Source organism: Novosphingobium sp. JCM 18896, from assembly GCF_025938095.1.
In the GTDB taxonomy this organism is placed as follows: Bacteria; Pseudomonadota; Alphaproteobacteria; order Sphingomonadales; family Sphingomonadaceae; genus Novosphingobium.
Map to the genome: position 1 here is coordinate 19,466 of NZ_JAPCZF010000001.1, position 21,495 is coordinate 40,960.

Below are 21,495 nucleotides of genomic sequence, written 5' to 3' on the forward strand. Positions count from 1 at the left end.
CGAAGGACGACCGCGACGGGCAGGTCTCCTGGCTTGCGGGTCACTGCCGGTTCGCGCCGCCTTCTCGCGATCCGGGGATCGCAATGGCGTGTGGCACGATGGCTCGCCGCTCACAGTTGCAGGGGCAGCCGGGGTCTCGAACTCCGTTCCCTTTTCATCACCCTTGCGGGTGAACCTGTCGCAGGGGCGGCGTTAGGCACATCGCCGCATGGCGTCAATCGCCGCACTTGCCGCCAGCGGGCGCTCGTCTATGTCGCAGGCATGCCTCCGCTGCCTCGCTTCCTGATCCTGTCGGCCCTGTTCGCCACGGTGGCGGGCGGCGTGCTCGCGGCGAGGGCGGTACGCCCGGCACCGGCGGGACCGCCGCGGCGGATCGTCTCGCTCAACCTCTGCGCCGACCAGCTCGTGCTCGCGCTGGCCGATCGCAGCCAGATCGCCGGGCTGACACGCAACGCCACCGACGTCGAGATGTCGGCCGAGGCGGCGCGCGCACGCGGGCTGCGGCTGCTCAGCAAGTCGGCCGAAGAGATCGTCGCGCTCGATCCCGATCTCGTCATCGGCATGCCCGCGCGGCGCAGCGCGGCGATCAAGGTGCTCGAGGACCAGAACTACCGGATGGTCGATCTCAAGTCGGCCGAACGCTACGACCAGATCCAGGCCTCGATCCGCAGCACGGCCAATGCCGTCGGCCACCCCGAGCGCGGTGCGGCGCTGATCGCGCGAATGGATCGCGAGCTCGCGGGCGTTCCCCGGCTCGGCCGCGGGCGGGTCGCCGCCTATTACCAGCGGCGCGGTTTCCTCACCGGCACCGGCACCCTGATCGACGAGGTCATGGCGCGTGCGGGCCTGGTCAATCTCGCGACGAAGCTCGGCAAGCCGGCACTGTCGCAGGTCAGCCTCGAGGAGATGGTCGCGGCGCGGCCCGATTTCCTGATCGTCGAGAGCGCGACCGACACCGTGCGCGACCAGGGCACCGAGATGCTCCACCACCCGGCGCTCGCCGGCATCCCGCGGATCAGCATTCCGCAGGCCTGGACGGTCTGCGGCAGCCCGGCCTACGTGCGCGCGGTGCGGGGGATTGCGGAGCAGATCGCCGCGTATGATCGGGCGGTGCTTCGCCACCCTCATCCAAGCTCCGCTAGCCGCTGACGCGGCAAGCTACGCTATCCTTCTCCCGCCAGCGGGAGAAGGCGGGCGTTGCCCCTCTCCCGCTGGCGGGAGAGGAGCGAGACTTAGCCGCGCAGCGGCTTAGTCGCAGCGGTGAGGGTGGCTGCGGCTCAGAACTCGATCCCCGGCTGGGCCATCACGTTCTGCTCGCGGAACGGGTGCTTGACCAAGGTCATCTCGGTGACGAGGTCGGCGACTTCGACCAGGCCTTCGGGCGCGTTGCGGCCGGTGATGATGACGTGCTTCATCGGCGCACGCGCGGTCACGGCTTCGAGCACTTCGGCCAAGGGCAGGTAGTCGTAGCGCAGGACGATGTTGAGCTCGTCGGCGAGGACCATGTCGTAGGCGGGATCGGCGATCATGCGCTTGACCTCGTCCCAGGCCTCGCGCGCCACGGCGATGTCGCGTGCGCGGTCCTGGGTGTCCCAGGTGAAGCCTTCGCCCATCGGCTTGAATTCGACGTTCTGCGGGAAGGCGTCGAACACGGCCTTCTCGCCCGTGGTCATCGCGCCCTTGACGAACTGGACCACGCCGACCTTCTTGCCGTGGCCGATCGCGCGCACGACCATGCCGAGCGCGGCGGTGGTCTTGCCCTTGCCCTTGCCGGTGTTGACGATCAGCAGGCCCTTCTCGACGGTCTTGGTCGCACCGATCTTCTCGTGCGCGGCCTGGCGCTTCTTCATCTTTTCGGCGTGCTGTTCTTCAGTGCGTTCGGCCATCGAGCGTGCTCCTTCGGGGCGGGCGGATAGCCGAACCGGGCAGACGCGCAAACGGAAAAGGCCGGGCGTCCTGAAACGCCCGGCCCTTCCTGAACCTCTCGAAATGCGCGGGATCAGCCGATGATCGACTTGATCTCGAGATATTCGTGGAAGCCGTATTCGCCCCATTCGCGGCCGTTGCCCGAGCGCTTGTAGCCCCCGAACGGCGCGTGGAAGTCGAAGCCGCCGTTGACCCAGATCGCACCCGTGCGCAGCTTGCGCGCGATCTGGCGGCACTTGTCGGCATCCTGGCCCGAGACGTAGCCGCCGAGGCCGAACAGGCTGTCGTTGGCGATGCGGATCGCGTCGGCCTCGTCCTGATAGGGGATGATCACGAGCACCGGGCCGAAGATCTCCTCGCGGCTGATCACCATGTCGTTGGTGCCGACGAAGACGGTCGGCTTGACGAACCAGCCCTTGTCGAGCCCGTCGGGACGGCCGAGGCCGCCGGCGATCAAGGTCGCGCCCTCGTCCAGGCCCTTCTGGATGTAGTCCTGGATGATGTTGAACTGGCTCTTCGACACGACCGGGCCCATCGCCACGTCGGTCAGCGGATCGCCGACGGTGACGGCGTTGCAGGCCTCGGTCGCGGCCTTGACCGCCTCGTCGAGGCGCGATGCCGGCACCAGCAGGCGCGAGCCCGCCGAGCAGGTCTGGCCCGAATTGCCCATCATGCCGCCGGTCGCGCCGGCGACGTTGGCCGCCAGGTCGGCATCGTCGAGCACGATCCAGGCGCTCTTGCCGCCGAGTTCCAGGCCGACGCGCTTGACCGTCTCGGCCGCGTCCTTCTGGATCTGCACGCCGACCGGCTCCGAGCCGGTGAACGAGATCATGTCGACGTCCTGGTGGGTCGACAATGCCGTGCCGATTACCGAGCCCTGGCCCTGGACCATGTTGAACACGCCCGCCGGGGTGCCGGCGTCATGAATGATCTCGGCGAGGATCTGCGCCGAATACGGCGCGAGTTGCGGCGGCTTCAGGATCATCGTGCAGCCCGCGGCCAGCGCCGGGAAGATCTTCACGCAGGTCTGGTTCATCGGCCAGTTCCACGGCGTGATCAGGCCGCAGACGCCGATCGGCTCGTAGCGGATCAGGCTGGCGCCCTTCTGCTGCTCGAAGGGGAACTCCTTGAGCACGTCGATCGCGGTCTGCAGGTGGCCCGCGCCGAGGCCGACGTGGAAGCCGCGGCCCAGGCCGACCGGCGCGCCCATTTCCTCGACGACGGCGTCGCCGAGCTCGTCGGAGCGCTTGGCATATTCGGACTGGATCGCGAGCAGGATGTCGAGCCGGTCCTTGACCGAGGTCTCGCCCCAGGAGGCGAAGGCGCGGCGGGCGGCGGCGACGGCCTTGTCGACGTCGGCGGCGGAACCCAGCGAGATCGTGCCCGAGACGGCTTCGGTCGCGGGGTTGATGACCTCGGCGGTCTTCGGCGTGGTCGGATCGACCCACTGGCCGTCGATGTAGAACTTCAGATACTCGCGCATACCATCTCCCGCGATGTCATGGGGTGGGCGAAAGGGGGATTCGCCTGTTGCCCAAAGAAATAGGCCCGCCCCGTACTGTGTCCAGTATGGCGCGGGCCTGAATTTTCGTCCTGTCGGCGAACCCTCTTACTGGGTGCCCTCGGCGTACCAGGTACGGAACTTCTCGTACTTGGGCATTTCTTCCGAGTTGGCCTTCGGATCGATCGGAACGTGGATCACGGTCAGGCCGCCGCGCTCGTAGGCCGCCTTGATCGCCGGGCCGAGGTCCTTGGCTTCGCGAACGTATTCGCCGTGGCCGCCGAAGCCTTCGCCGATCTTGTCGAAGCGGACCTTGTCGGACCAGTGCGTGCCGGTTTCCGCGGTGCCCTGGCCGAAGGTGCGCTTGTAGACGCCGACCTCGAGACCCCACTGGAAGTCGACGCCGACGACGCAGACCAGGGTCAGGTTCTTGCGCACGGCGACTTCGAGCTCACCGACGTGGAACAGGAACGAGCTGTCCGAGGTCAGCAGCATGCCCGGGCGCTTCTTGCCGGTCGCGGCCTCGTCGGCGAGCATGGCGCCCGTCGCGTAGGGCAGGCCGGTGCCGATGTGGCCGTAGTTCTGGTTCCAGATCACGTCATGCGGCTTCGACTGCGAATAGGTCCACTGGTAGATCACCGTGGCGCCGCCGTCGCGGATCAGGATGCCGTCCTTGGGGAAGGCCTTCGAGGCTTCGACGACGAACTGCGCGGTGTTCATCGCGACATTGCCCGAACCGTCCGACTTCTCGCCGGCTTCGGCGGCCAGCTCGTCGAGTTCGGCCTGGCCGTCCTTCATGAAGCGACGCAGGCTCGCGGCCTCGGGCAGGGCATCGCCCAGCGCGCGGCTGAGCTGCGGCAGGACGGCGCGAAGGTCACCGACCAGCGGCACGTCGATCGGGCGGTTGACGCCGATCGCGGTGGCATCCTGCTGGATGTAGATCCACTTGCGGTTGGCTTCACCCGCATACCAGTGGCGCCAGCGGCCATAGTGCAGCGGCTCGCCCAGCTCGGTGCCGACGGCGACGACGAGATCGCTCTCTTCGACCGCGTCGATCGAGGCGTCGGAGAACACGTACTGGAAGGTGCGGTCCTCGATGCCTTCGATATAGGCGGTGCCGCCCGAGGTCTGAATGACCGGGCAGTTCATCTTGAGCGCCAGCTCCTTGAGCTTCTCGCCCGACTTGGTCGTGTGGACGGCGTGGCCGACCAGCAGGATCGGGTGCTTGGCGGCCTTGATCAGCGCGGCGGCCTCGGCGATGCGGTCACCGTCGGCGCCGGCCTCGAACAGGCGGTAGCGTGCGGGCGGCAGAGCCGGCTCGGGCTCGAGCTCTTCGAGCAGGACGTGGCTCGGATATTCGATGTAGCAGGGGCCCGGCGTGCCCGACATGGCGACGCGGATCGCCTCGCGAACGATTTCGTCGGTCTGGTCGGCATATTCGATCGACGAAGAGAACTTCACCGAATCCTCGATCATCGGCTCCTGGCGGACGAACTGGATGCGGCCGCGGCGCACGCGGCGCTCGGTCACGCGGGCGCGCTGGCCACCGAGGATGATGACCGGGTCGTTCTCGACCTTGGCGCACTGGATGCCGGGCATCGCGTTCGCCAGGCCCGGCCCGAGCGTGGCGATGCAGAGTGCCGGCTTGCCGGTGATGCGCGCGGCGGCGGCGGCCATGTGCACGGCCGAGGCCTCGTGGTGCGGCGAGACGACGGTCCAGCCGCGCTTCTCGGCTTCGAGGAACAGGTGGACGAAGTTCGGATCGGGGATGCCGAACAGCGTGTTGACGCCTTCTGCCTCGAACAGTTCGAGGATGCGCTTGTAGACGGGGGTGCCGCCCTTCGATTCCGCCTGCGGCTGGTCGTCGTATGACATCGTCTGGATTTCCTCTTCAGATGATATTCGAAATGGATTTCAGGGGGTTGCTCGGGCGCCGGCGCTCGACCGGGGCAGGCGGGGACTCGCCCCGCAGAATCGCCTTCACTCTCCCAATGACTGTTTCGGCACCGCTCCTAGCTCAAGAGAGCAGGGTCGCCAACACTTGATCAACACACCTGTTCATTTGCTCTCCGTATCCAATCCGAGCTCGGCGAGGAGCGCGGCATTGTGTTCGCCGAGCCGCGGCGCCGGGCCCTGGACCTGGCCGGGCGTGGCCGAGAACCAGGTCGGCACGCCGGGGAAGCGCGTCGGCCCCTGCGGCGTGTCGATCGTCTCGAAAAAGCCGATCGTATTGAGGTGTTCGTTGTCGAACAATTCGTCGGTGGTGCGCAGGATCGCGCAGGGAATGTGCAGTTCACGCAGCAGGTCGAGCCATTCCTGCGTGGTGCGGGTCAGGAAGGTCTCGCCGAGCAGGCCATAGACGCGGCCGATCTGCTTGGCGCGCTTCTCCAGGGTGGAGAATTCCTCGGTCTCCCAAGCCGGCTTCACCGCCGCCATGAAGGCGTTCCAGTGCTTGTCGTTGTATACGAGCGCGGCGACGTAGCCGTCCTTGGTCTTGTAGGGGCGGCGGTTCTTCTCGACCGCGCGGTGGTAGTGCGCGGGGGTGGTCGGCGGCGTGAACATTGCGCCGTTGGCGTGCTCGACCAGCATGAACGAGGACATCGCCTCGAACATCGTCACCTCGACCTCCTGGCCTTCTCCGGTGCGTTCGCGGTGGAACAGCGCCATCGTCGTGGCGTGGAGCGCGTGGAGGCCGGCGACCTTGTCGGCCATGATCGTCGCGACGAAGCCCGGCTCGCCGTTCATCAGCCCCTGGACGTGGGTGATGCCGCATTCGGCCTGGATCGTGTCGTCGTAGGCCGGCTGGTCGGCCTCGGGGCCGCGGCGGCTGTAGCCGTAGCAATTGGTGTAGATGATGTCGGGGCGGATCGCCTTGACCGCCTCGTAGGAGAAGCCGAGCTTGGCGATGGCGCTGCCGCGCATCGAATGGATGAAGACGTCGGCCGTCGCGATCAGCTTGCGCAGGACGTCCTTGTCCGCCTCCTGCCGCAGGTCGAGCATCAGGCTGCGCTTGCCGCGGTTCACGTTGACGTAGATGCCGCCCATGCCCGCCTCGGGGCCGACCGTGATGTGGCGCGTGTTGTCGCCCGCGGGCGGCTCGACCTTGATCACGTCGGCGCCCATGTCGGCCATGATCTGCGTGGCATAGGGGCCGAACACGACCGAGGTCAGGTCGATGACGCGGATGCCGGCCAGAGGCCCGGAACCTGCTCCCTTTTTCGCGGCGCTGTTGCTCAAAGAATCCTCCAGGGTTCGCCCGCCTGCTAACCCATCGGCACGATCAGGTCTATGCGTATTTTGGTTCAGTGTGCCAATATCGGGTTGCTCTTGGTTGTCTTGCCTGCCTCTCGCTGCTAGGCGGGCGCAGACACCCGCTCAAGCCAGAGGTTGCAACCGTGGACTTTGCCTTCACCGAGGACCAGCAGAACATTCGCGAAGCCGTGCTCAAGCATTGCTCGCAATTCTCCGAGGACTACTGGCTCGAGCACGACCGCAGCGGCGAGTGGCCGGTCGAGTTCCACAAGGCCATGGCCGAGGCCGGCTGGCTCGGCATCGCCATGCCCGAGTCGGTCGGCGGTGCGGGCCTCGGCATCACCGAAGCGGCGATCATGATGCAGGCCGTGGCCGAAAGCGGCGGCGGCCTTGCCGCGGCCTCGGCGATCCACGGGCCGGTCTTCGGGCTCGAGCCCGTCGTGCTGTTCGGCACCGAGGAGCAGCAGCAGCGGATGATCCCGCCGATCCTCTCGGGCCAGGAGCGCATGTGCTTCGCGGTGACCGAGCCCAACACCGGGCTCGACACCACCAGCCTCAAGACCCGCGCGCAGAAGGTCGACGGCGGCTATCTGCTCAATGGCGAGAAGGTGTGGATCACCAATGCCCACGTCGCCGACAAGATGCTGATCATCGCGCGCACCACCGCGCTCGAGGACGTCAAGAAGAAGACCGAAGGCCTCACGCTGTTCTATACCAAGCTCGATCGCGAGAAGATCGAGCACCGCCTGATCCCGAAGATGGGCCGCCACGCGGTCGGGTCGAACATGCTGTTCATCTCGGACCTGTTCGTGCCCGAGGAAGATCGCATCGGTGCCGAGGGGCAGGGCTTCAAGATCCTGCTTCAGGGCCTCAATCCCGAACGCGTGCTGCTCGGCGCCGAAGCCACCGGCCTCGGCAAGGTGGCGATCGCCAAGGCGGCCAAGTACGCGCAGGAGCGCGTCGTCTTCGGCCGGCCGATCGGCCAGAACCAGGGCATCCAGCACCCGCTGGCCAAGGCCTGGATGCAGGTCGCGGCAGCCGAGCTGATGGTGTGGAAGGCGGCCAGCCTGTTCGACCAGGGCAAGGAATGCGGCGTCGAGGCGAACACCGCCAAGTTCCTCGCCGCCGAAGCCGGCTACGAAGCCTGCCAGACGGCGGTGATGTCGATGGGCGGCATGGGCTATGCCCAGGAATACCACGTCGAGCGCTACCTGCGCGAAGTGCTGATCCCGCGCATCGCGCCGGTCAGCCCGCACCAGATCATGAACTTCATCGCCGAGCGCGTGCTCGAGCTGCCGAAGTCCTATTGAGCCGATAACGGTTGAGGTTTGCGCGGATAATGCATTATCCGGCCGCCGACCACTGCCAAGGAACCTGACCATGCCCATCGCCCACGAACCGATCTCCGCGCGCTCCTGGCTCTTCGCCCCCGGCGACAGCGAGAAGAAGATGACCAAGGCGATGGAAGGCACGGCCGACATCGTGCTGATCGACCTCGAGGACGCGGTCGCGACCGAGAACAAGGTCCTGGCGCGCGGGATGGTGCACGATTTCGTCAAGAACAACCCGGCCCAGCGCGCGCGGCTGTGGGTGCGGATCAATCCGTTCGACGGCCCCTATACCCTGGGTGACCTCGCCGCGATCATGCCTGCGGCGCCCGGCGGCATCATGCTGCCCAAGGTCTATGGCCGCCAGGAGGTCGAGAAGCTCGACCACATGCTCTCGGTGCTCGAAGTCGCCAACGGCATCGACGAGGGCTCGACCCCGGTCATCGTCCTGATCACCGAGACCGCCGAGGCCATGTTCCACACCGGCGACTACAAGGGCGCGCCGCGTGTCGTCGCGCTGACCTGGGGCGCCGAGGATTTGGCCGACTCGATCGGCGCGAGCTCGAACAAGAATGCCGACGGTTCGTACAGCTTCACCTACGAACTCGCGCGCAGCCTGACCGTGCTCGGCGCGGCTTCGGCGGGGGTCACCGCGATCGAGACGATCTCGGCCGACTTCAAGGACCTCGACGCGCTGCGCAAGCGTGCCGAGAGCGTCCGCCGCGACGGCTTCCGCGGCATGCTGGCGATCCACCCGGCGCAGGTCGACGTGATCAACGCGGCCTTCACCCCGACCGAGGCCGAGATCGCCGAGGCGCAGGAGATCGTCGACGTCTTCGCCGCCAATCCCGGCGTCGGCGCAATCGGCTGGAAGGGCGGCATGCTCGATCGTCCCTACCTCGCGCGCGCCGAGCGCCTGCTCAAGCTGGCGGGCAAGTAATGAGCCCTGCCGACCTCGACCTCTCGCGCTATCTCAAGCCCGGCGACCGCATCGTCTTCGGCCAGGCCTGCGGCGAGCCGACGACGCTCGTCGAGGCGCTGATCGCGCAAGGGGCGGGGATCGGCAACCTCTCGGCCTTCATCGCCACCTCGTTCTCGGGCTTGTTCGTGCCCGAGAACGCGAGCGCCTTCCGCCTGTCGAGCATGGGCGCGATCGGCGCGCTCCGCTCCATGACGAAAGCCGGCGCGCTCGACGTGATCCCGGTCCACGTCAGCCAGGTCGGCCCGCTGATCGCCGCGGGCGTGCTCCCCTGCGACGTCGCGATGATCCAGGTCAGCCCGGCCGATGCCGACGGCAACCACTCGTGCGGCCTGATCAGCGACTACGTCCGCGCCGCGGTCGACAAGGCGCGCGTGGTCATCGCCGAGGTCAACGACCAGGTTCCCTACAGCCACGGCGAGCTGATCCCCGGCTCGGCGATCGACGTGAAGGTCCAGGTCTCGCGCGCGCCGGTCGAAGTCGCGGCGGCGAAGATCGGTGAGACCGACGAGGCGATCGCGCGCCACTGCGCGGGCTACATCGGCGACGGCTCGGTGATCCAGACCGGCGTCGGCGCGGTGCCTGACGCGATCCTGCGGCTGCTCCACGATCGCAAGGACCTGGGCGTCCATTCGGGCATGCTCGGCGACGGGCTGGTCGACCTGTTCGAGGCTGGGGTCATCACCAACGCGCGCAAGGAGATCGACCGCGGCGTGACGATCAACGGTGCGCTGATCGGCACGAAGCGGCTCTACGACTTCGCCGACAAGAACCCGGCGATCCGCATGACGCCGACGAGTTACACCCACGACGCCGCAGTTCTCGGCCAGCTGTCGCGGCTGGTGACGATCAATTCGGCGCTCGAGGTCGACCTCACCGGCCAGGTTAATGCCGAGCAGTCGGGCGCGGCCTACATGGGCGGCACCGGCGGCCAGGTCGATTTCGTCCGCGCCGGCGCGCGCTCGCCGGGCGGCGCGGCGCTGATGGTGCTGGCCTCGACCGCCAAGGGCGGAACCCTGAGCAAGATCGTGCCGAGCCTCGCCGGCCCGGTCACCACGGCGCGCACCGAGGTCGACGTCATCGTCACCGAATACGGCGCGGCCGAACTCAAGGGCCAGACCCTGGCCGAGCGCACCAAGCGCCTCATCGCCATCGCCCACCCGGACTTCCGCGAGGAGCTGGACCGGGCCGCGCACCAGATCCAGACCCGGGGGTTCTAATGTCCGCCAATCACGACAATGGCGCCGTCCTGTTCGATGCCCGCGAAGACGGCATCGCGATCATCACGATCAACCGCCCCGAAGAGCGCAATGCGCTGAGCAAGGAAGTGCGCGAGGGGCTGTGGGCGGCCTGGCGCCGGTTCGAGGCCGACGAGGCCCTGTGTATCGCGATCCTGACGGGCGCCGGCGAGAAGAGCTTCTGCGCGGGCGGCGATCTCAAGGAGATGGTCGAGACGGGCATGCAGGTGCCGCCGGCCGACTTCATCCCCGCGGCTTACGACAATCTGCAGCTGACCAAGCCGACGATCGCCGCGGTCAACGGCTTCGCTTTCGCCGGCGGCTGGCTGATCGCGCAGAACTGCGATCTCTGCGTCGCCAGCACCAATGCCAAGTTCGCGATCACTGAGGTCAAGGTCGGCCGCGGCTCGCCCTGGGCGGCGCCGCTGATCCACATGATCCCGCAGCGGATCTTCATGGAGATCGTGCTGACCGGCAAGCCGATCACCGCGCAGCGCGCCTACGAGATCGGCCTGGTCAATCGCCTGGTCGAACCCGCCGCGCTGATGGACACGGCGCTGGAACTGGCGCGCGAAGTGCTCGAAGGCGCGCCGCTGTCGGTCAAGGCCGCGCGCGAGACGGTGATGCTGTCGACCGAGATGGGCCGCTCGGCCGCGCTCCAGGCCGCGCGTGCCGCGCACGAGCACGCCTACAAGAGCGAGGATGGCCAGGAAGGCCCGCGCGCTTTCGCCGAGAAGCGCCAGCCCGAGTGGAAGGGGCGTTAAGTGATTTCGAGGCAGGTGGAACACCTGCCGGCTCGGAAATCACGGTAGACAAAGACACCTAGGCGCAGAACAGCGCGTCGGACCGATCGGCCTTCGCGGCATAGAGCGCGCGGTCGGCGTCGAGGAACAGCGCCTGCGGATCGAGCTCCTCGGTCTCGGGCGCGAAGGCGAGCCCGGCGGATACGCCGATCGTCAGCCAGTTGCCATCCCAGGCCACGGGCGAGAGCAGGCTGCAGATCCGCGAGCGGACCTTGGCCTCGATCTCGGCGCGCGTGCCGTCCGGCGGCAGCAGTACGGCGAATTCGTCGCCACCGATCCGCGAGACGAGCTGGGCGTGCGGGAAGGCGTGGCGCAGACGCTTGCCCAGCGCGACCAGGCAGGCGTCACCTGCGGCATGGCCCCAGATGTCGTTGATCTGCTTGAAGCCGTTCATGTCGAACAGCAGCAGGGCGCCGACGCCGTCCGCTTCCGGCGCGTCCTTCGCGCGATCGAGGAAGCGCTGGAAGGCGGCGCGGTTGGCCACGCCGGTCAGCGGATCGCACTCGGCCAGGGCGCGCAGCCGCTCCCACCGTTCGTGATCCTCGGTGATGTCCTGCTTCATGCCGTAGAGCGTCACGGCGCGCCCGTTCGAATTCTGCGTGGCTGCGGTGATGCGGATCCAGCGCCGGCCGCCGTCGGGGCGGACGATGTCGGCGTCGAGCGAGAAACCCTTGCGCGTCTCGATCGCATGGCGGCGCTGGCGTTCGAGCCTTTCGCGCGACTCCTCGCTGTACATCTCGACCACCGCGCGGCGCTCGGGAATGGTGGAAAGGCCGAACAGCGAGAACACGCCGCCGGTCCAGGTCAGCCGCTCGCTGCGCAGATCGCAGGACCAGGCGCCGATCGAGACGAGCGGGGCGGCCTGCTCGTAGAGTTCGAGCGCGGACATGCCGTTGTCGTTGAAAGTGGCGGCGCCGTCCTGGATAGCTCTCGATACGAGCATGGCGTTGATCGGCTCCGTCCGCGACTGTGTCCGCGGGTCTGGCCGGGACGGTCGAAGCCTAGGGATCGATGGTAAACATGGCCTTTACCGCCGTAGCGTGAAGATGCGTTATCACCTGGAAACATAAAGAGAGGCGCCGCAGGAGCAAAGTCCTGCGGCGCCTCGTTTTTCGTCACATTCTAACGGAGAGCGGCGGCCTATTTCTCGACGGCCATGCCCGCGAAGTCGCCCTTCTGGCGCCAGTCCTCGAGCATTTCCTGCCAGTTGTCCCAGCCGAGGCCCCAGCCGCGGAACAGGAACCACTTGGCTTCCTTCTCGCCCTCGTTGGTGAAGTAGGAAGGGGTGCAGTCGTTGAGGATCATCGACAGGTCGAGCGCGATCTCGTTGAAGCGGTCGATGTAGGCCTGCTGACCCTCGGCGCTGGGCTCGATCGAGACGATGCCCTGGTCGAGCGCCTGCTTGATGATCCAGGCCTCGTGGCGCACCTGCTCGCCGAACTGCAAGGTCGTGGTGCCGTTGAGGCCGCCCTGGACGTAGCCGGTGAAGAACATGTTCGGGAAGTTGTGCGTCGACATCCCGTGCAAGGTCTTCGGACCGTCGGCCCACTGGTCGTAGATCGACACGTCGTTGCGGCCGACGACGTCGTCGAAGCCCCAGCGGCGCTTGAGATCGCTGGTCACCTCGAAGCCCGAGGCGAAGACGATCGCGTCGATCTCGTATTCCTTGCCGTCGGCGATGAAGCCCTTTTCGGTCATCGCTTCGAGGCCCTGGGTGGCCGAGACGTCGATCAAGGTCACGTTGGGCTGGTTGAACGTGTCGTAGTAGTCGTTGTTCGACAGCGGCCGCTTGCACATGAAGCGGTAGTAGGGCTTGAGCGCCTCGGCCGTGGCCGGGTCCTCGATGATCGAATCGACGCGGCGACGGACGCGTTCCATCACCTGGAAGTCCATTTTCTCGCGGCGATCCCAGAACTCGGGGAACGGGTGCTCGGTCTTGCCCTCGGCCTTGAGATCCGCGTTGATGTTGCGGTTCACCTCGGTCCAGAAGTCGCAGATCAGGTCGGGCGCGTCGAGCGGCAGGATCTCGTTGGCGGCGCGCAGGAAGTTCTCCTGGCGCGCGGCCTGCCAGCCGGGCTTGAGCGAGGCGGCCCAATAGGGGTCGGTCGGCGGGTTGTCGCGCTTGTCGACGCCCGAGGGCGTGCGCTGCAGCACGTAGAGGTGCTTCGCGTACTTGCCCAGATAGGGCACGGCCTGGACCGAGGTCGCACCGGTGCCGAGGATCGCGACGCGCTTGTCCTTGAGCTTGTCGAGCACGGGATTGCCCCACTCGCCGCCGGTGTAGTCATAGTCCCAGCGGCTGGTGTGGAACTTGTGGCCCTTGAAGGCGTGGATGCCGGGGACGTTGGGGAACTTGGGCGTCGACAGCGTGCCGCCGGCCATGATCACGAACTTGGCGCGGATATCGTCGCCGCGGTCGGTGCGCACGCGCCAGCGCTTGATCGATTCGTCCCAGGACAGGCCCTTGATCAGCGTGTGGAACAGGCCCTTGTCGGCCAGGCCGAACTTGGCGACGATCATCTGGATGTATTCGTAGATCTGCTTGCCGTCCTCGAACTTCTTCGAGGGCAGCCACTGCATCTCTTCGAGCAGCGGCAGGTAGCAGTAGGCGTCGTTGTCGCACTGGATGCCCGGATAGCGGTTCCAGTACCAGGTGCCGCCGTAATTGCCGGCGTGGTCGATGACCTTGAAGTTGGTCACGCCCTGCTTGGTCAGGTGATAGGCCGCCAGGAGCCCGGTCCAGCCGCCGCCGAGCACGGCGACGTCGACATCTTCGGCCAGCGCGTCGCGCGGCACCACCGGGCTGAACGGATCATGCTCATAGGTGTCGTGGGTGAGGTTGTCCTCGTGCGGGGCGTACTGTTCCTGGCCTTCGCGCCGGATGCGCTTGTCACGCTCCTGCTGGTACTTCGCCTTCATTGCCGGGATGTCGATTTCCTCGGCGGGGGGGACGTTGGTCGGTTCGCAGACGAAGGTCATGGGCAGTTCCGGCTCTCTCTCGCGTGTGTCTCGATGCAGGGGAGGGCCTTAGCGCGACCCGAACCCCAATGGCAGTATTTTGTGCGGGTGTTCAGCCGCCTTTCCGCGCCATGTCGAAGCTGTACATGATGTGATCGACGTGACCGTGCAGCCCGAAGTCCTGGAGGTCGCTCTTGTCGTGGACCTGGGCCATGGCCTGGTCGACTTCCTCGATCGTCCAGCTCGGCTGATAAACGCCCTTGGTCTCGGCGATGAAGGCGCGGGCGATGCGGCCGCCGATCGCGGCGATCATCTCGCCCGAGACGTCGCAGCGCTCGTGCGCGAGCCAGGCGACGGTCGGCGAGACGAGCTCGGGCTCCATCGGTGGGTACTGCGAGATGTCGAGGCCTTCGGCCATGCGCGTCACCGCCGAGGGAACGATGACGTTGGACTTCACGTCGAACGCCTCGCCCTCGAGCGCGGCGATGTTGCTGAGCCCGATCATGCCCGATTTGGAGATGCCGTAGTTCACGCAGCGGTTGTTGCCATAGATCCCGCCGATCGAGCTGGTCAGGACGATGCGGCCATAGCCCGCGTCGCACATCAGCGGGTGCACCGCCTTGACCATGTAGAAGGCGCCCATCAGGTGGACGTCGATCACCGACTGGAAGTCCTCGAACGACAGCTCGCGGATCGTGCCGTAGCGGACGTTGCCGGCGTTGTAGATCAGGATGTCGACCTTGCCATAGGCGTCGAGGGCGGTCTGGACGATCGCCTGGGCGCTTTCGGGCGTCGCGACCGAATGGGTATCGGCCACGGCCTCGCCGCCGGCCGCGACGATCTCGTCGACCAGCTGCTGGGCGACGCTGGCGTCGTTGCCATCCCCTTTGATCGGCGCGCCGAGGTCGTTGACCACGACCTTGCAGCCCTTCGCGGCCAGCAGCCGCGCATAGGCCGCACCGAGCCCGCGGCCACCGCCGGTGATCACCGCCACGCGGCCGTCGAAACGCAGTTCAGTCATCGGGATTCCTTCAAGGTTAGACCGGCTGCCAGATCGGCGAGCCGCGTTCGGCGCGGTTGGATGGGATAGTGCGGCCGTCGATGTCGGTCAGGCCATATTCCTGCGCCAGTTCGGCGTTGATGAAAGTTCCGCCCGATCGCGCCATGATCGCGGGATCGGCGGCGAGTGCGGCGACGACGCGGCCGGGGAACTCGGGCGAGCTGCCGGCCGCGCTCTTGAGCTGGTTCGCCATGCCGGGCACCGACCTGAGGTTCTCGATCGCGCGCTCGGTATAGGTGAAGCCCTGCCACAGCGACAGCGAGGCGACGCCGTGCTCCTTGAGCTCGACGGCCATGTCGCGCGCCATGCGATCGAGCCCGGTCTTCACCGTGCCGAAGATCGGCCCGTAGGTATAGGTCACGCCGACATAGCCCGAGATGCCGACGATCAGCCCCGACCTCTGCGGCACCATGATCTTCGCGGCGTGCCAGGCGGCGACATAGGCCGCGCGCAGGCCGACATCGAACATTTCCCAGTTCGACAGCGGCTTTTCCCAGAAGCCGCCGGGCTGGGTCAGCTCGGGGGGGATGACGATGGCATTGTTGACCAGCAGGTCGAGCCGGCCTTGTTCGGCCTGCACCTGCGCGAACAGCGCGGCGATGTCCTCGTCGCGCGCCAGGTCGACCGCGACGGCTATGCCCTTGCCGCCGCGCGCGTCGACTTCGGCGGCGGTCTCGCCGATCGTGCCCGAGAGGCCTTCCTGGCCCGCGGTGACGGTGCGGCCGGTGACGTAGACCGTGGCACCCTGGTCGGCGAGCGCGAGCGCGATGCCGCGCCCGACGCCGCGGCTGGCGCCGGTCACGACCGCGACTTTGCCTGCCAAGGAACTGCCCGAAGCCATCGACTCTCTCCCTCACGCCTTATGTTACGCGGGCGATGCCTGTGCGCCGGCGTGAGCGTCTTGACCTATGCAGACAAAATCGGGCGTTTCAAGCCGTGGCGCCGCGCGCCCTGCAAGATTGTATACCTTCGGCGAGTCCCGGGCTTGACGCTCGCTCGTACAGCCGTCCAGAAGATCGCCCGAGCCAGACCGGAAGCCCGGTCGTCGAGCCGGGAGAGCATCACGATGACCCAGACCACGCCGCGCTATGTCTCGCCCAATCCGGCCGAGACGGCCGAGGGCTGGACGCTCGAACGCGTGACCCGGCCGAGCCGCCTGTTCGGCGCCAACGGCCTCCACACCGGCAAGGACGGGCGCGTCTACGTCGCCTCGGTCGGCGGCAGCCAGGTCAGCGCGATCGACGTCGATACGCTCGAGATAGAGGCCTATGCGCCGATGGGCGGGCCGATCACCGGACCCGACGACCTCGCCTTCGACGATGCCGGCAACCTCTACGTCACCGAGATCACCGAGAACCAGGTGCGCGTGCTGCGGCCCAACGGCACCAGCGACGTCATCGCCGACCTGCGCGTCGCCAATCCGATCATCTTCAAGCAGAACCGCCTGATCGCCGGCGAGCTGACCATGGGCGCCAGGATCGTCGAGCTCGACCGCAACGGCGGCGCGCCGCGCACGATCATCGAGGGCGTGCCGATGGCCAATGCCTTCGACATCGGCCCCGACGGCAAGCTCTATTTCCCCGCCCAGGCGGCCAACGAGATCTGGCGCGTCAGCCTCGACGGCGGCGAGCCCGAGGTCGTGACCAAGGACCTCGGCGTGCCCGACTCGGTCAAGTTCCACCCCGACGGCTATATCGTCTCGACCCAGGTCTATTCGGGCCAGGTGCTCAAGATCGATCCGCGCACCGGCGAGAAGGAAGTGCTGGCCGACGTCGGGCCGGGGCTCGACAACGTCGCCTTCGTCAACGGCCGGACCTTCGTCTCGCACATCACCGGTTCGATCCACGAGATCACCCCGGGCAAGGCCAAGCCGCTGGTCAAGAAGGGCATGCAGTGGCCGCTGGGCCTGGCCGTGGCCGAAAGCGGCGAGCTGTTCATCGCCGACGGCGGCTTCACCTACACGCTCCAGGCCGGCGGTGAGCCCGAGCTGGCCGGCATGCTGTTCTCGCCGGGCTTCCCCGGCTGGGTCCGCGACGTGGCGGCGGCGGGGGCCGGCGAATGGATCGTCACCACGGCCAACGGCGACGTCGCCCGGTTCAACCCCGCCGGCCAGGCCAGCGAGATGCTGGCGCAGGGCTACGACCGCCTGATGGGCGTCGACCTGGCGGCGAGCGGGGCGGTGGTCTTCGCCGAGATGCCCACCGGCCGCCTGCTCTCGGTCGAGCGCGGCGAGGTCAGCGAACTGGCGCGCGGGCTCGACAAGCCGATGGGCGTCGCGATCGGCCCCGACGGCGCGGTCTATGTCGCCGAGGCCGGGGCTGGGCGCGTCACCAAGGTCGCGGGCGGCAAGACCGAGACCGTGATCGACGGCCTCGGCACCCCCGAAGGCCTCGCGATCGCGGGCGGCAAGCTCTACGTCGTCGACACCGACAGCAAGCAGGTGATCGAGAGCGACCTGGCGGGCGGCAACCGCCGCGCGATCGGCGCCAACCTGCCCGTCGGCGCCCCGGCCGGGATCGTCCCCAAGGAACTCGGTAGCGTCGGCGACATGTGCGGCCCGATGACGACCTTCGCCGGCCTCGCCGCCGGCGGCGACGGCACGATCTACGTCGCCGGTGCGGCCGAGGGCAGCGTGCTGGCCCTGCGGCCGGCCTGACAGAACATCAGAGGAGAGAAACGATGCTGAAGCAGATCTGCTTCTTCAAGAAGCGGCCCGACATGACCGCCGACGAGTTCATGGACTACTACGAGAACCAGCACTCGCAGCTGGCCAAGAAGTCGGGCGCCAAGCCGGCGATCCCCAACGCCGTGCGCTACGTCCGCCGCTACCTGAAGCCCGAGATCAACCCGGTGACGGGCCAGGTCCACGATTGCGGCTACGACTGCATCATGGAAATCTGGTGGAACAGCCGCGAGGACTTCGAGAATTCGCAGCGCATCATCGCCGATCCCGAGCGCCTGCCGATGACCAAGGCCGATGAGAAGAACCTGTTCGCCAGCCACGACAATCCGATCGTGACCTGCATCGAATACGATTCGCCGATGGGCCCGAACGGTGAGACCGGCCGGGTCGAAGTGGTCTACGATTGATCTTAAGATCCTCCCCATTTCGCGCAGCTAAATGGGGAGGGGACCGCCCGCGAAGCGGGTGGTGGAGGGGTATTGATAGAGCCCCTCCGTCAGCCACCTTCGGTGGCTGCCACCTCCCCATTTGCGCTGCGCAAAAATGGGGAGGATCGTCAGCTCACTTGTACTGCCGGTGCCCGGTCGCGTCCTCTTCCTTGAACGCGGGGATCGGTTCGACCGCCTTCATCACCACCAGCGGGATCTTGCGGCTCGTCGACTTCTGGTAGTCGGCGTAGAACGGGAAGCCGTCGACCATGAAGTTCCAGATCTTCTCGTACTCGGCACCCTCGGGCTCGCGCCAGGTGCCGCGGAAGGCCTGGGTGGCGACCTGGAACTCGATCTCGGCCATTTCCTTGATGTTGAGATACCAGTCGGGGTGCGTGTCGGCGCCGCCCTTCGAGCCGACGATCACCACTTCGCCGGCGATGTCGCCGTAGCAGAGCGCGGTGATGAAGGTCTTGCCGCTCTTGCGGCCCTTGTACTTGATCATGCAGTGAGTCGCGAACGAACGCCCGCCCACGGCGGTGATGTCCATGATGTGGCCTTCGGCACCGCCCGATTTGAGATACATTTCGCGGTGTTCGGCCACCCAGTCCTTGCGGACCGCGGCAATGGCGGATGACGATTCGTCGCTCATGAAACTCTCCGTGAATTTGGTCGTGGATACATGTTCTGTCGGCCATCTTCGGCATTTCGCCCGGGCTGTCCAGCCTGCAGGACCCTCGCTTTCTTGATCGCGGTCAATTATATGCTGAACGGGTGTGCAGTATTGCGCGCTCGTGCCAATACCGACATAGCGGGCCGATATAGGGCCGACACATGCGAGGGATGCGATGACCGAGATGGGAAAGATCGTTGAGGCGGCGGACGAACTGACCGCACCGGTCACGATCGGGCCGGAAGCCTACATTTCCGAGGACTATGCCAGGGCCGAAGGCGAAAAGCTCTGGTCCAAGGTCTGGCTCCAGGCCGGCCGGCTCGAAGACATCTCCAATGTCGGCGACTTCATCACCTACGACGTGCTCAACGACTCGGTGATCATCATGCGCAGCAGCGAGACCGAACTGCGCGCCTTCCATAACGTCTGCCCCCATCGCGGCCGCCGCCTGATCGACACGCCCAAGGGCAAGCGCAACGCACGCGGCAACAAGACCAACATCGTCTGCGGCTTCCACGGCTGGACCTTCGACCGCCAGGGCTCGTGCACCTATATCGAGCATCAGGAAGACTGGCAGGGCAAGCTGACCGAAGAGCGCACCGCGCTCGGCAAGGTCCAGGTCGATACCTGGGGCGGCTGGATCTGGATCAACCTCGATCCCGAAGCCGGCCCGCTCGCCGAATATCTCGAGCCTGCGGCCAGCCTGCTCGATCCGTTCGAACTGCAGAACATGCGCCCGCGCTGGCGCAAGTGGGTGGTGTTCGACTGCAACTGGAAGGTCGCGATGGAGGCCTTCAACGAGACCTATCACGTCTCGACCACGCACCCCGAATTCATGGAATTCGGCCAGTTCCGCGGCTGGGGCCGCAACCAGGGACTGCACTCGAACATCGGCTACGATGCGCCCAAGGGCCGCGAAGAGGATCAGGCCAAGCTGCGTCTCGGCGCCGGCGACGATCCTCGCAAGTCGACCTGGGAAATGCAGGACTTCACCTGGAAGAACGCCAACACCAACACGACCATGACCCTGGTCGAGGCGGCCAAGCGGCTGGTCGACGAACTGCCCGAAGACACTCCGGCGCCCGAAGTGTCGAAGCACTGGCTGGCCTCGGCGCGTGCGGCCGACGAGGCGCGCGGCGTGGTCTGGCCCGTGGTCGCGCCCGAGCACACGGCCAAGACTGGCACCTCGTGGCAGATCTTCCCGAACACGCAGATCGGCCATGCGGTCAACAACATGCTGGTCTACCACTATCGGCCCTACAAGGCCGACCCGAACAAGTGCATCTTCGAGGCGTCGGTCTACGAGCTGTACCCGGAAGGCGAAGCGCCCGAGACCGAGTGGGAATATACCGAGCCCAACGACTGGCCGCCGGTGCTCCAGCAGGACTTCAACAACATGGCCGCGGTGCAGGAGGGCATGAAGAGCTCGGGCTTCCGCGGCACCCAGCCCAATCCCTACATGGAACGGACCGTGCCGAGCCTGCACTACAACCTGGCCAAGTTCATGGGCACCGGCGCGCCGCGCAAGATCGATTGAGGGGTCTGCCGAGCCGTTACGGCGGCTCGGTGATCGCTCGACAGGCTCCATAGGGGACGGCTCATCGCGATGAGCTCACCCATCTTTACCGTCGTCCCTGCGAAGGCAGGGACCCAACCGAGCTCTCTTCCTGAAGCGGAAGGTGCGATGACGCGCTGTTGGCTAGGCCCCTGCCTGCGCAGGGGCGACGGTGACTTGGTGTGATTGCTAAAGGGCCTTGGTGCGCAAGACCGCTGCCCGCCTAGGCCTCAACCCCGCTTCCGCGTCGCCTCGCGCACCCGCCGCAACAGGTCGTCGAACTCGCCGTCGCGCGGGACGAGGTAGATGTCCTTGAGGTCGCGCGCCACGGTCTTGAGCTCCCTCTCGGTCAGCAGCCCGATGGCGACGATCTTGTCGGTGCCCGTCATTTCCGCAATCTCGATCCTAACTAAACCACGCCGTCGGCAGTAGGCGGTTCAAAATTCCCGTCTCGTCCTTCGACGGCGTCGGGGTCGTGAGCATGAGCATGACGACATAGAGCGCCGTCAGGCCGACCATCACCCAGACAACCCTTCGCAGCATTCAGGACGCGATCGCGTCGCCAAAGGCTCGTAGCCGGGGCCGCATGTCATTGGGATCGAGCCGGAAATCTTTCATCACGATAGATTACGCGAAAACGCGCATCGGGTTCCTTCAGTGTGGCACCGCTCGTCGCGTAAGTTGGCTGTTCAATCGATCGGTCCCGGCACTGAAGCGCCGCCGTAAATCGGACGAGCCGAGCATTGGCCTTAACCTATGTTTGTTCTTCTGCGCCACGAACCGTGATACAAGGCTGTCAGCATCGATCCGTATTTCGGCCAGTCGATGCCTGAGAGACAGCAGATCGTTACGTGCTCCCGCCATAAGCATGGAACATCGTGATGTCCGTTTTCTCGATCACGCCCACGAATCCCGATCATGCTCCGTTCGAGGTGACCTCGCGCGACGCCGCCGCGGTTCTGCATGCCATCGCCCGCGCCGATTGCGGCGAGGCCGACGTGCTCGAGAACGGCGCCTATATGTTTTCGGTCAGGCTGGATCCGAACGGGCTCTGGCACATTCACCAGCGCGTCGAACCGATCAATGTGCCGATATCGGCGCTTGGCTGACG

At 66.4% G+C, this 21,495-nt stretch carries 19 protein-coding genes and 1 riboswitch; of the genes, 9 read left to right on the forward strand and 10 right to left on the reverse strand.

Going from position 1 to position 21,495, the window contains the following annotated elements; translation table 11 throughout:
- Positions 1 to 194, reverse strand: a riboswitch (cobalamin riboswitch).
- Between the two features lie 67 nt (positions 195 to 261).
- Complete coding sequence (locus OLX23_RS00105; protein ID WP_264442073.1) at positions 262 to 1,149, forward strand: ABC transporter substrate-binding protein; 888 nt, start codon at positions 262 to 264, stop codon at positions 1,147 to 1,149.
- A 128-nt stretch (positions 1,150 to 1,277) separates the two neighbouring features.
- On the opposite strand, the gene cobO is transcribed toward OLX23_RS00105, so the two are convergent.
- From cobO to OLX23_RS00125, 4 genes are all read right to left on the reverse strand, one after another.
- The gene (cobO, locus tag OLX23_RS00110) at positions 1,278 to 1,886 is read right to left on the reverse strand and encodes a cob(I)yrinic acid a,c-diamide adenosyltransferase (RefSeq protein ID WP_264442074.1); all 609 of its coding nucleotides are present in this window, start codon (positions 1,884 to 1,886) and stop codon (positions 1,278 to 1,280) included.
- Between the two features lie 113 nt (positions 1,887 to 1,999).
- On the reverse strand, positions 2,000 to 3,409 hold the full coding sequence (locus tag OLX23_RS00115; protein WP_264442075.1) for an aldehyde dehydrogenase family protein: 1,410 nt from the start codon (positions 3,407 to 3,409) through the stop codon (positions 2,000 to 2,002).
- 126 nt (positions 3,410 to 3,535) lie between these two features.
- On the reverse strand, positions 3,536 to 5,302 hold the full coding sequence (locus tag OLX23_RS00120) for a thiamine pyrophosphate-binding protein (protein ID WP_264442076.1): 1,767 nt from the start codon (positions 5,300 to 5,302) through the stop codon (positions 3,536 to 3,538).
- A 183-nt stretch (positions 5,303 to 5,485) separates the two neighbouring features.
- Positions 5,486 to 6,664, reverse strand: coding sequence for a CaiB/BaiF CoA transferase family protein (locus tag OLX23_RS00125; protein WP_264442077.1), 1,179 nt, complete (start codon positions 6,662 to 6,664; stop codon positions 5,486 to 5,488).
- Positions 6,665 to 6,822: 158 nt separating this feature from the next.
- On the opposite strand from OLX23_RS00125, the gene OLX23_RS00130 reads away from it, so the two are divergent.
- The 4 genes from OLX23_RS00130 (at position 6,823) to OLX23_RS00145 (ending at position 10,988) form a co-directional block, all read left to right on the forward strand.
- Complete coding sequence (locus OLX23_RS00130; RefSeq protein WP_264442078.1) at positions 6,823 to 7,989, forward strand: acyl-CoA dehydrogenase family protein; 1,167 nt, start codon at positions 6,823 to 6,825, stop codon at positions 7,987 to 7,989.
- 70 nt (positions 7,990 to 8,059) lie between these two features.
- Positions 8,060 to 8,947 carry an HpcH/HpaI aldolase/citrate lyase family protein gene (locus OLX23_RS00135; RefSeq protein WP_264442079.1) on the forward strand — a complete coding sequence of 296 codons (888 nt, stop codon included), beginning with the start codon at positions 8,060 to 8,062 and terminating at the stop codon, positions 8,945 to 8,947.
- Positions 8,947 to 10,206: an acetyl-CoA hydrolase/transferase family protein gene (locus OLX23_RS00140; protein WP_264442080.1), complete on the forward strand. Its 1,260-nt coding sequence runs from the start codon at positions 8,947 to 8,949 to the stop codon at positions 10,204 to 10,206. The genes OLX23_RS00135 and OLX23_RS00140 overlap by 1 nt, the downstream gene beginning before the upstream one ends.
- Positions 10,206 to 10,988, forward strand: a complete 783-nt coding sequence (locus OLX23_RS00145) for an enoyl-CoA hydratase/isomerase family protein (RefSeq protein ID WP_264442081.1) — start codon at positions 10,206 to 10,208, stop codon at positions 10,986 to 10,988. The genes OLX23_RS00140 and OLX23_RS00145 overlap by 1 nt, the downstream gene beginning before the upstream one ends.
- Before the next feature lie 58 nt (positions 10,989 to 11,046).
- Here OLX23_RS00145 and OLX23_RS00150 read toward each other — a convergent pair whose 3' ends face one another.
- The 4 genes from OLX23_RS00150 to OLX23_RS00165 form a co-directional block, all read right to left on the reverse strand.
- The gene (locus tag OLX23_RS00150; RefSeq protein WP_264442082.1) at positions 11,047 to 11,970 is read right to left on the reverse strand and encodes a GGDEF domain-containing protein; all 924 of its coding nucleotides are present in this window, start codon (positions 11,968 to 11,970) and stop codon (positions 11,047 to 11,049) included.
- Positions 11,971 to 12,167: 197 nt separating this feature from the next.
- Positions 12,168 to 14,006 carry a flavin-containing monooxygenase gene (locus OLX23_RS00155; protein ID WP_264442083.1) on the reverse strand — a complete coding sequence of 613 codons (1,839 nt, stop codon included), beginning with the start codon at positions 14,004 to 14,006 and terminating at the stop codon, positions 12,168 to 12,170.
- Between the two features lie 91 nt (positions 14,007 to 14,097).
- Complete coding sequence (locus OLX23_RS00160; RefSeq protein WP_264442085.1) at positions 14,098 to 15,006, reverse strand: SDR family NAD(P)-dependent oxidoreductase; 909 nt, start codon at positions 15,004 to 15,006, stop codon at positions 14,098 to 14,100.
- Positions 15,007 to 15,022: 16 nt separating this feature from the next.
- Entirely contained in the window at positions 15,023 to 15,886 is an 864-nt protein-coding gene (locus OLX23_RS00165) for an SDR family NAD(P)-dependent oxidoreductase (RefSeq protein WP_264442086.1), read from the reverse strand.
- 225 nt (positions 15,887 to 16,111) lie between these two features.
- On the opposite strand from OLX23_RS00165, the gene OLX23_RS00170 reads away from it, so the two are divergent.
- Together OLX23_RS00170 and OLX23_RS00175 are read left to right on the forward strand one after the other, a co-directional pair.
- Positions 16,112 to 17,701: an SMP-30/gluconolactonase/LRE family protein gene (locus tag OLX23_RS00170; RefSeq protein ID WP_264442087.1), complete on the forward strand. Its 1,590-nt coding sequence runs from the start codon at positions 16,112 to 16,114 to the stop codon at positions 17,699 to 17,701.
- 23 nt (positions 17,702 to 17,724) lie between these two features.
- Positions 17,725 to 18,135, forward strand: a complete 411-nt coding sequence (locus OLX23_RS00175; protein ID WP_264442089.1) for an EthD domain-containing protein — start codon at positions 17,725 to 17,727, stop codon at positions 18,133 to 18,135.
- A 154-nt stretch (positions 18,136 to 18,289) separates the two neighbouring features.
- Here OLX23_RS00175 and OLX23_RS00180 read toward each other — a convergent pair whose 3' ends face one another.
- Positions 18,290 to 18,808, reverse strand: coding sequence for a nitroreductase family deazaflavin-dependent oxidoreductase (locus OLX23_RS00180; protein ID WP_264442091.1), 519 nt, complete (start codon positions 18,806 to 18,808; stop codon positions 18,290 to 18,292).
- A 196-nt stretch (positions 18,809 to 19,004) separates the two neighbouring features.
- On the opposite strand from OLX23_RS00180, the gene OLX23_RS00185 reads away from it, so the two are divergent.
- The gene (locus tag OLX23_RS00185) at positions 19,005 to 20,366 is read left to right on the forward strand and encodes an aromatic ring-hydroxylating oxygenase subunit alpha (RefSeq protein ID WP_264442092.1); all 1,362 of its coding nucleotides are present in this window, start codon (positions 19,005 to 19,007) and stop codon (positions 20,364 to 20,366) included.
- 248 nt (positions 20,367 to 20,614) lie between these two features.
- On the opposite strand, the gene OLX23_RS00190 is transcribed toward OLX23_RS00185, so the two are convergent.
- Positions 20,615 to 20,773, reverse strand: coding sequence for a hypothetical protein (locus tag OLX23_RS00190; RefSeq protein WP_264442094.1), 159 nt, complete (start codon positions 20,771 to 20,773; stop codon positions 20,615 to 20,617).
- 492 nt (positions 20,774 to 21,265) lie between these two features.
- Here OLX23_RS00190 and OLX23_RS00195 point away from each other — a divergent pair, with 492 nt between their 5' ends.
- Positions 21,266 to 21,493, forward strand: coding sequence for a hypothetical protein (locus OLX23_RS00195; RefSeq protein ID WP_264442095.1), 228 nt, complete (start codon positions 21,266 to 21,268; stop codon positions 21,491 to 21,493).
- Positions 21,494 to 21,495: the final 2 nt, after the last annotated feature.

Coding starts and splice junctions, on each gene's coding strand:
- OLX23_RS00105 (WP_264442073.1), top strand. CDS start 262: ATGCCTCCGCTGCCTCGCTTCCTGATCCTGTCGGCCCTGTTCGCCACG.
- cobO (WP_264442074.1), bottom strand. CDS start 1,886: ATGGCCGAACGCACTGAAGAACAGCACGCCGAAAAGATGAAGAAGCGC.
- OLX23_RS00115 (WP_264442075.1), bottom strand. CDS start 3,409: ATGCGCGAGTATCTGAAGTTCTACATCGACGGCCAGTGGGTCGATCCG.
- OLX23_RS00120 (WP_264442076.1), bottom strand. CDS start 5,302: ATGTCATACGACGACCAGCCGCAGGCGGAATCGAAGGGCGGCACCCCC.
- OLX23_RS00135 (WP_264442079.1), top strand. CDS start 8,060: ATGCCCATCGCCCACGAACCGATCTCCGCGCGCTCCTGGCTCTTCGCC.
- OLX23_RS00140 (WP_264442080.1), top strand. CDS start 8,947: ATGAGCCCTGCCGACCTCGACCTCTCGCGCTATCTCAAGCCCGGCGAC.
- OLX23_RS00145 (WP_264442081.1), top strand. CDS start 10,206: ATGTCCGCCAATCACGACAATGGCGCCGTCCTGTTCGATGCCCGCGAA.
- OLX23_RS00150 (WP_264442082.1), bottom strand. CDS start 11,970: ATGCTCGTATCGAGAGCTATCCAGGACGGCGCCGCCACTTTCAACGAC.
- OLX23_RS00155 (WP_264442083.1), bottom strand. CDS start 14,006: ATGACCTTCGTCTGCGAACCGACCAACGTCCCCCCCGCCGAGGAAATC.
- OLX23_RS00160 (WP_264442085.1), bottom strand. CDS start 15,006: ATGACTGAACTGCGTTTCGACGGCCGCGTGGCGGTGATCACCGGCGGT.
- OLX23_RS00165 (WP_264442086.1), bottom strand. CDS start 15,886: ATGGCTTCGGGCAGTTCCTTGGCAGGCAAAGTCGCGGTCGTGACCGGC.
- OLX23_RS00170 (WP_264442087.1), top strand. CDS start 16,112: ATGACCCAGACCACGCCGCGCTATGTCTCGCCCAATCCGGCCGAGACG.
- OLX23_RS00175 (WP_264442089.1), top strand. CDS start 17,725: ATGCTGAAGCAGATCTGCTTCTTCAAGAAGCGGCCCGACATGACCGCC.
- OLX23_RS00180 (WP_264442091.1), bottom strand. CDS start 18,808: ATGAGCGACGAATCGTCATCCGCCATTGCCGCGGTCCGCAAGGACTGG.
- OLX23_RS00185 (WP_264442092.1), top strand. CDS start 19,005: ATGACCGAGATGGGAAAGATCGTTGAGGCGGCGGACGAACTGACCGCA.
- OLX23_RS00190 (WP_264442094.1), bottom strand. CDS start 20,773: ATGACGGGCACCGACAAGATCGTCGCCATCGGGCTGCTGACCGAGAGG.
- OLX23_RS00195 (WP_264442095.1), top strand. CDS start 21,266: ATGTCCGTTTTCTCGATCACGCCCACGAATCCCGATCATGCTCCGTTC.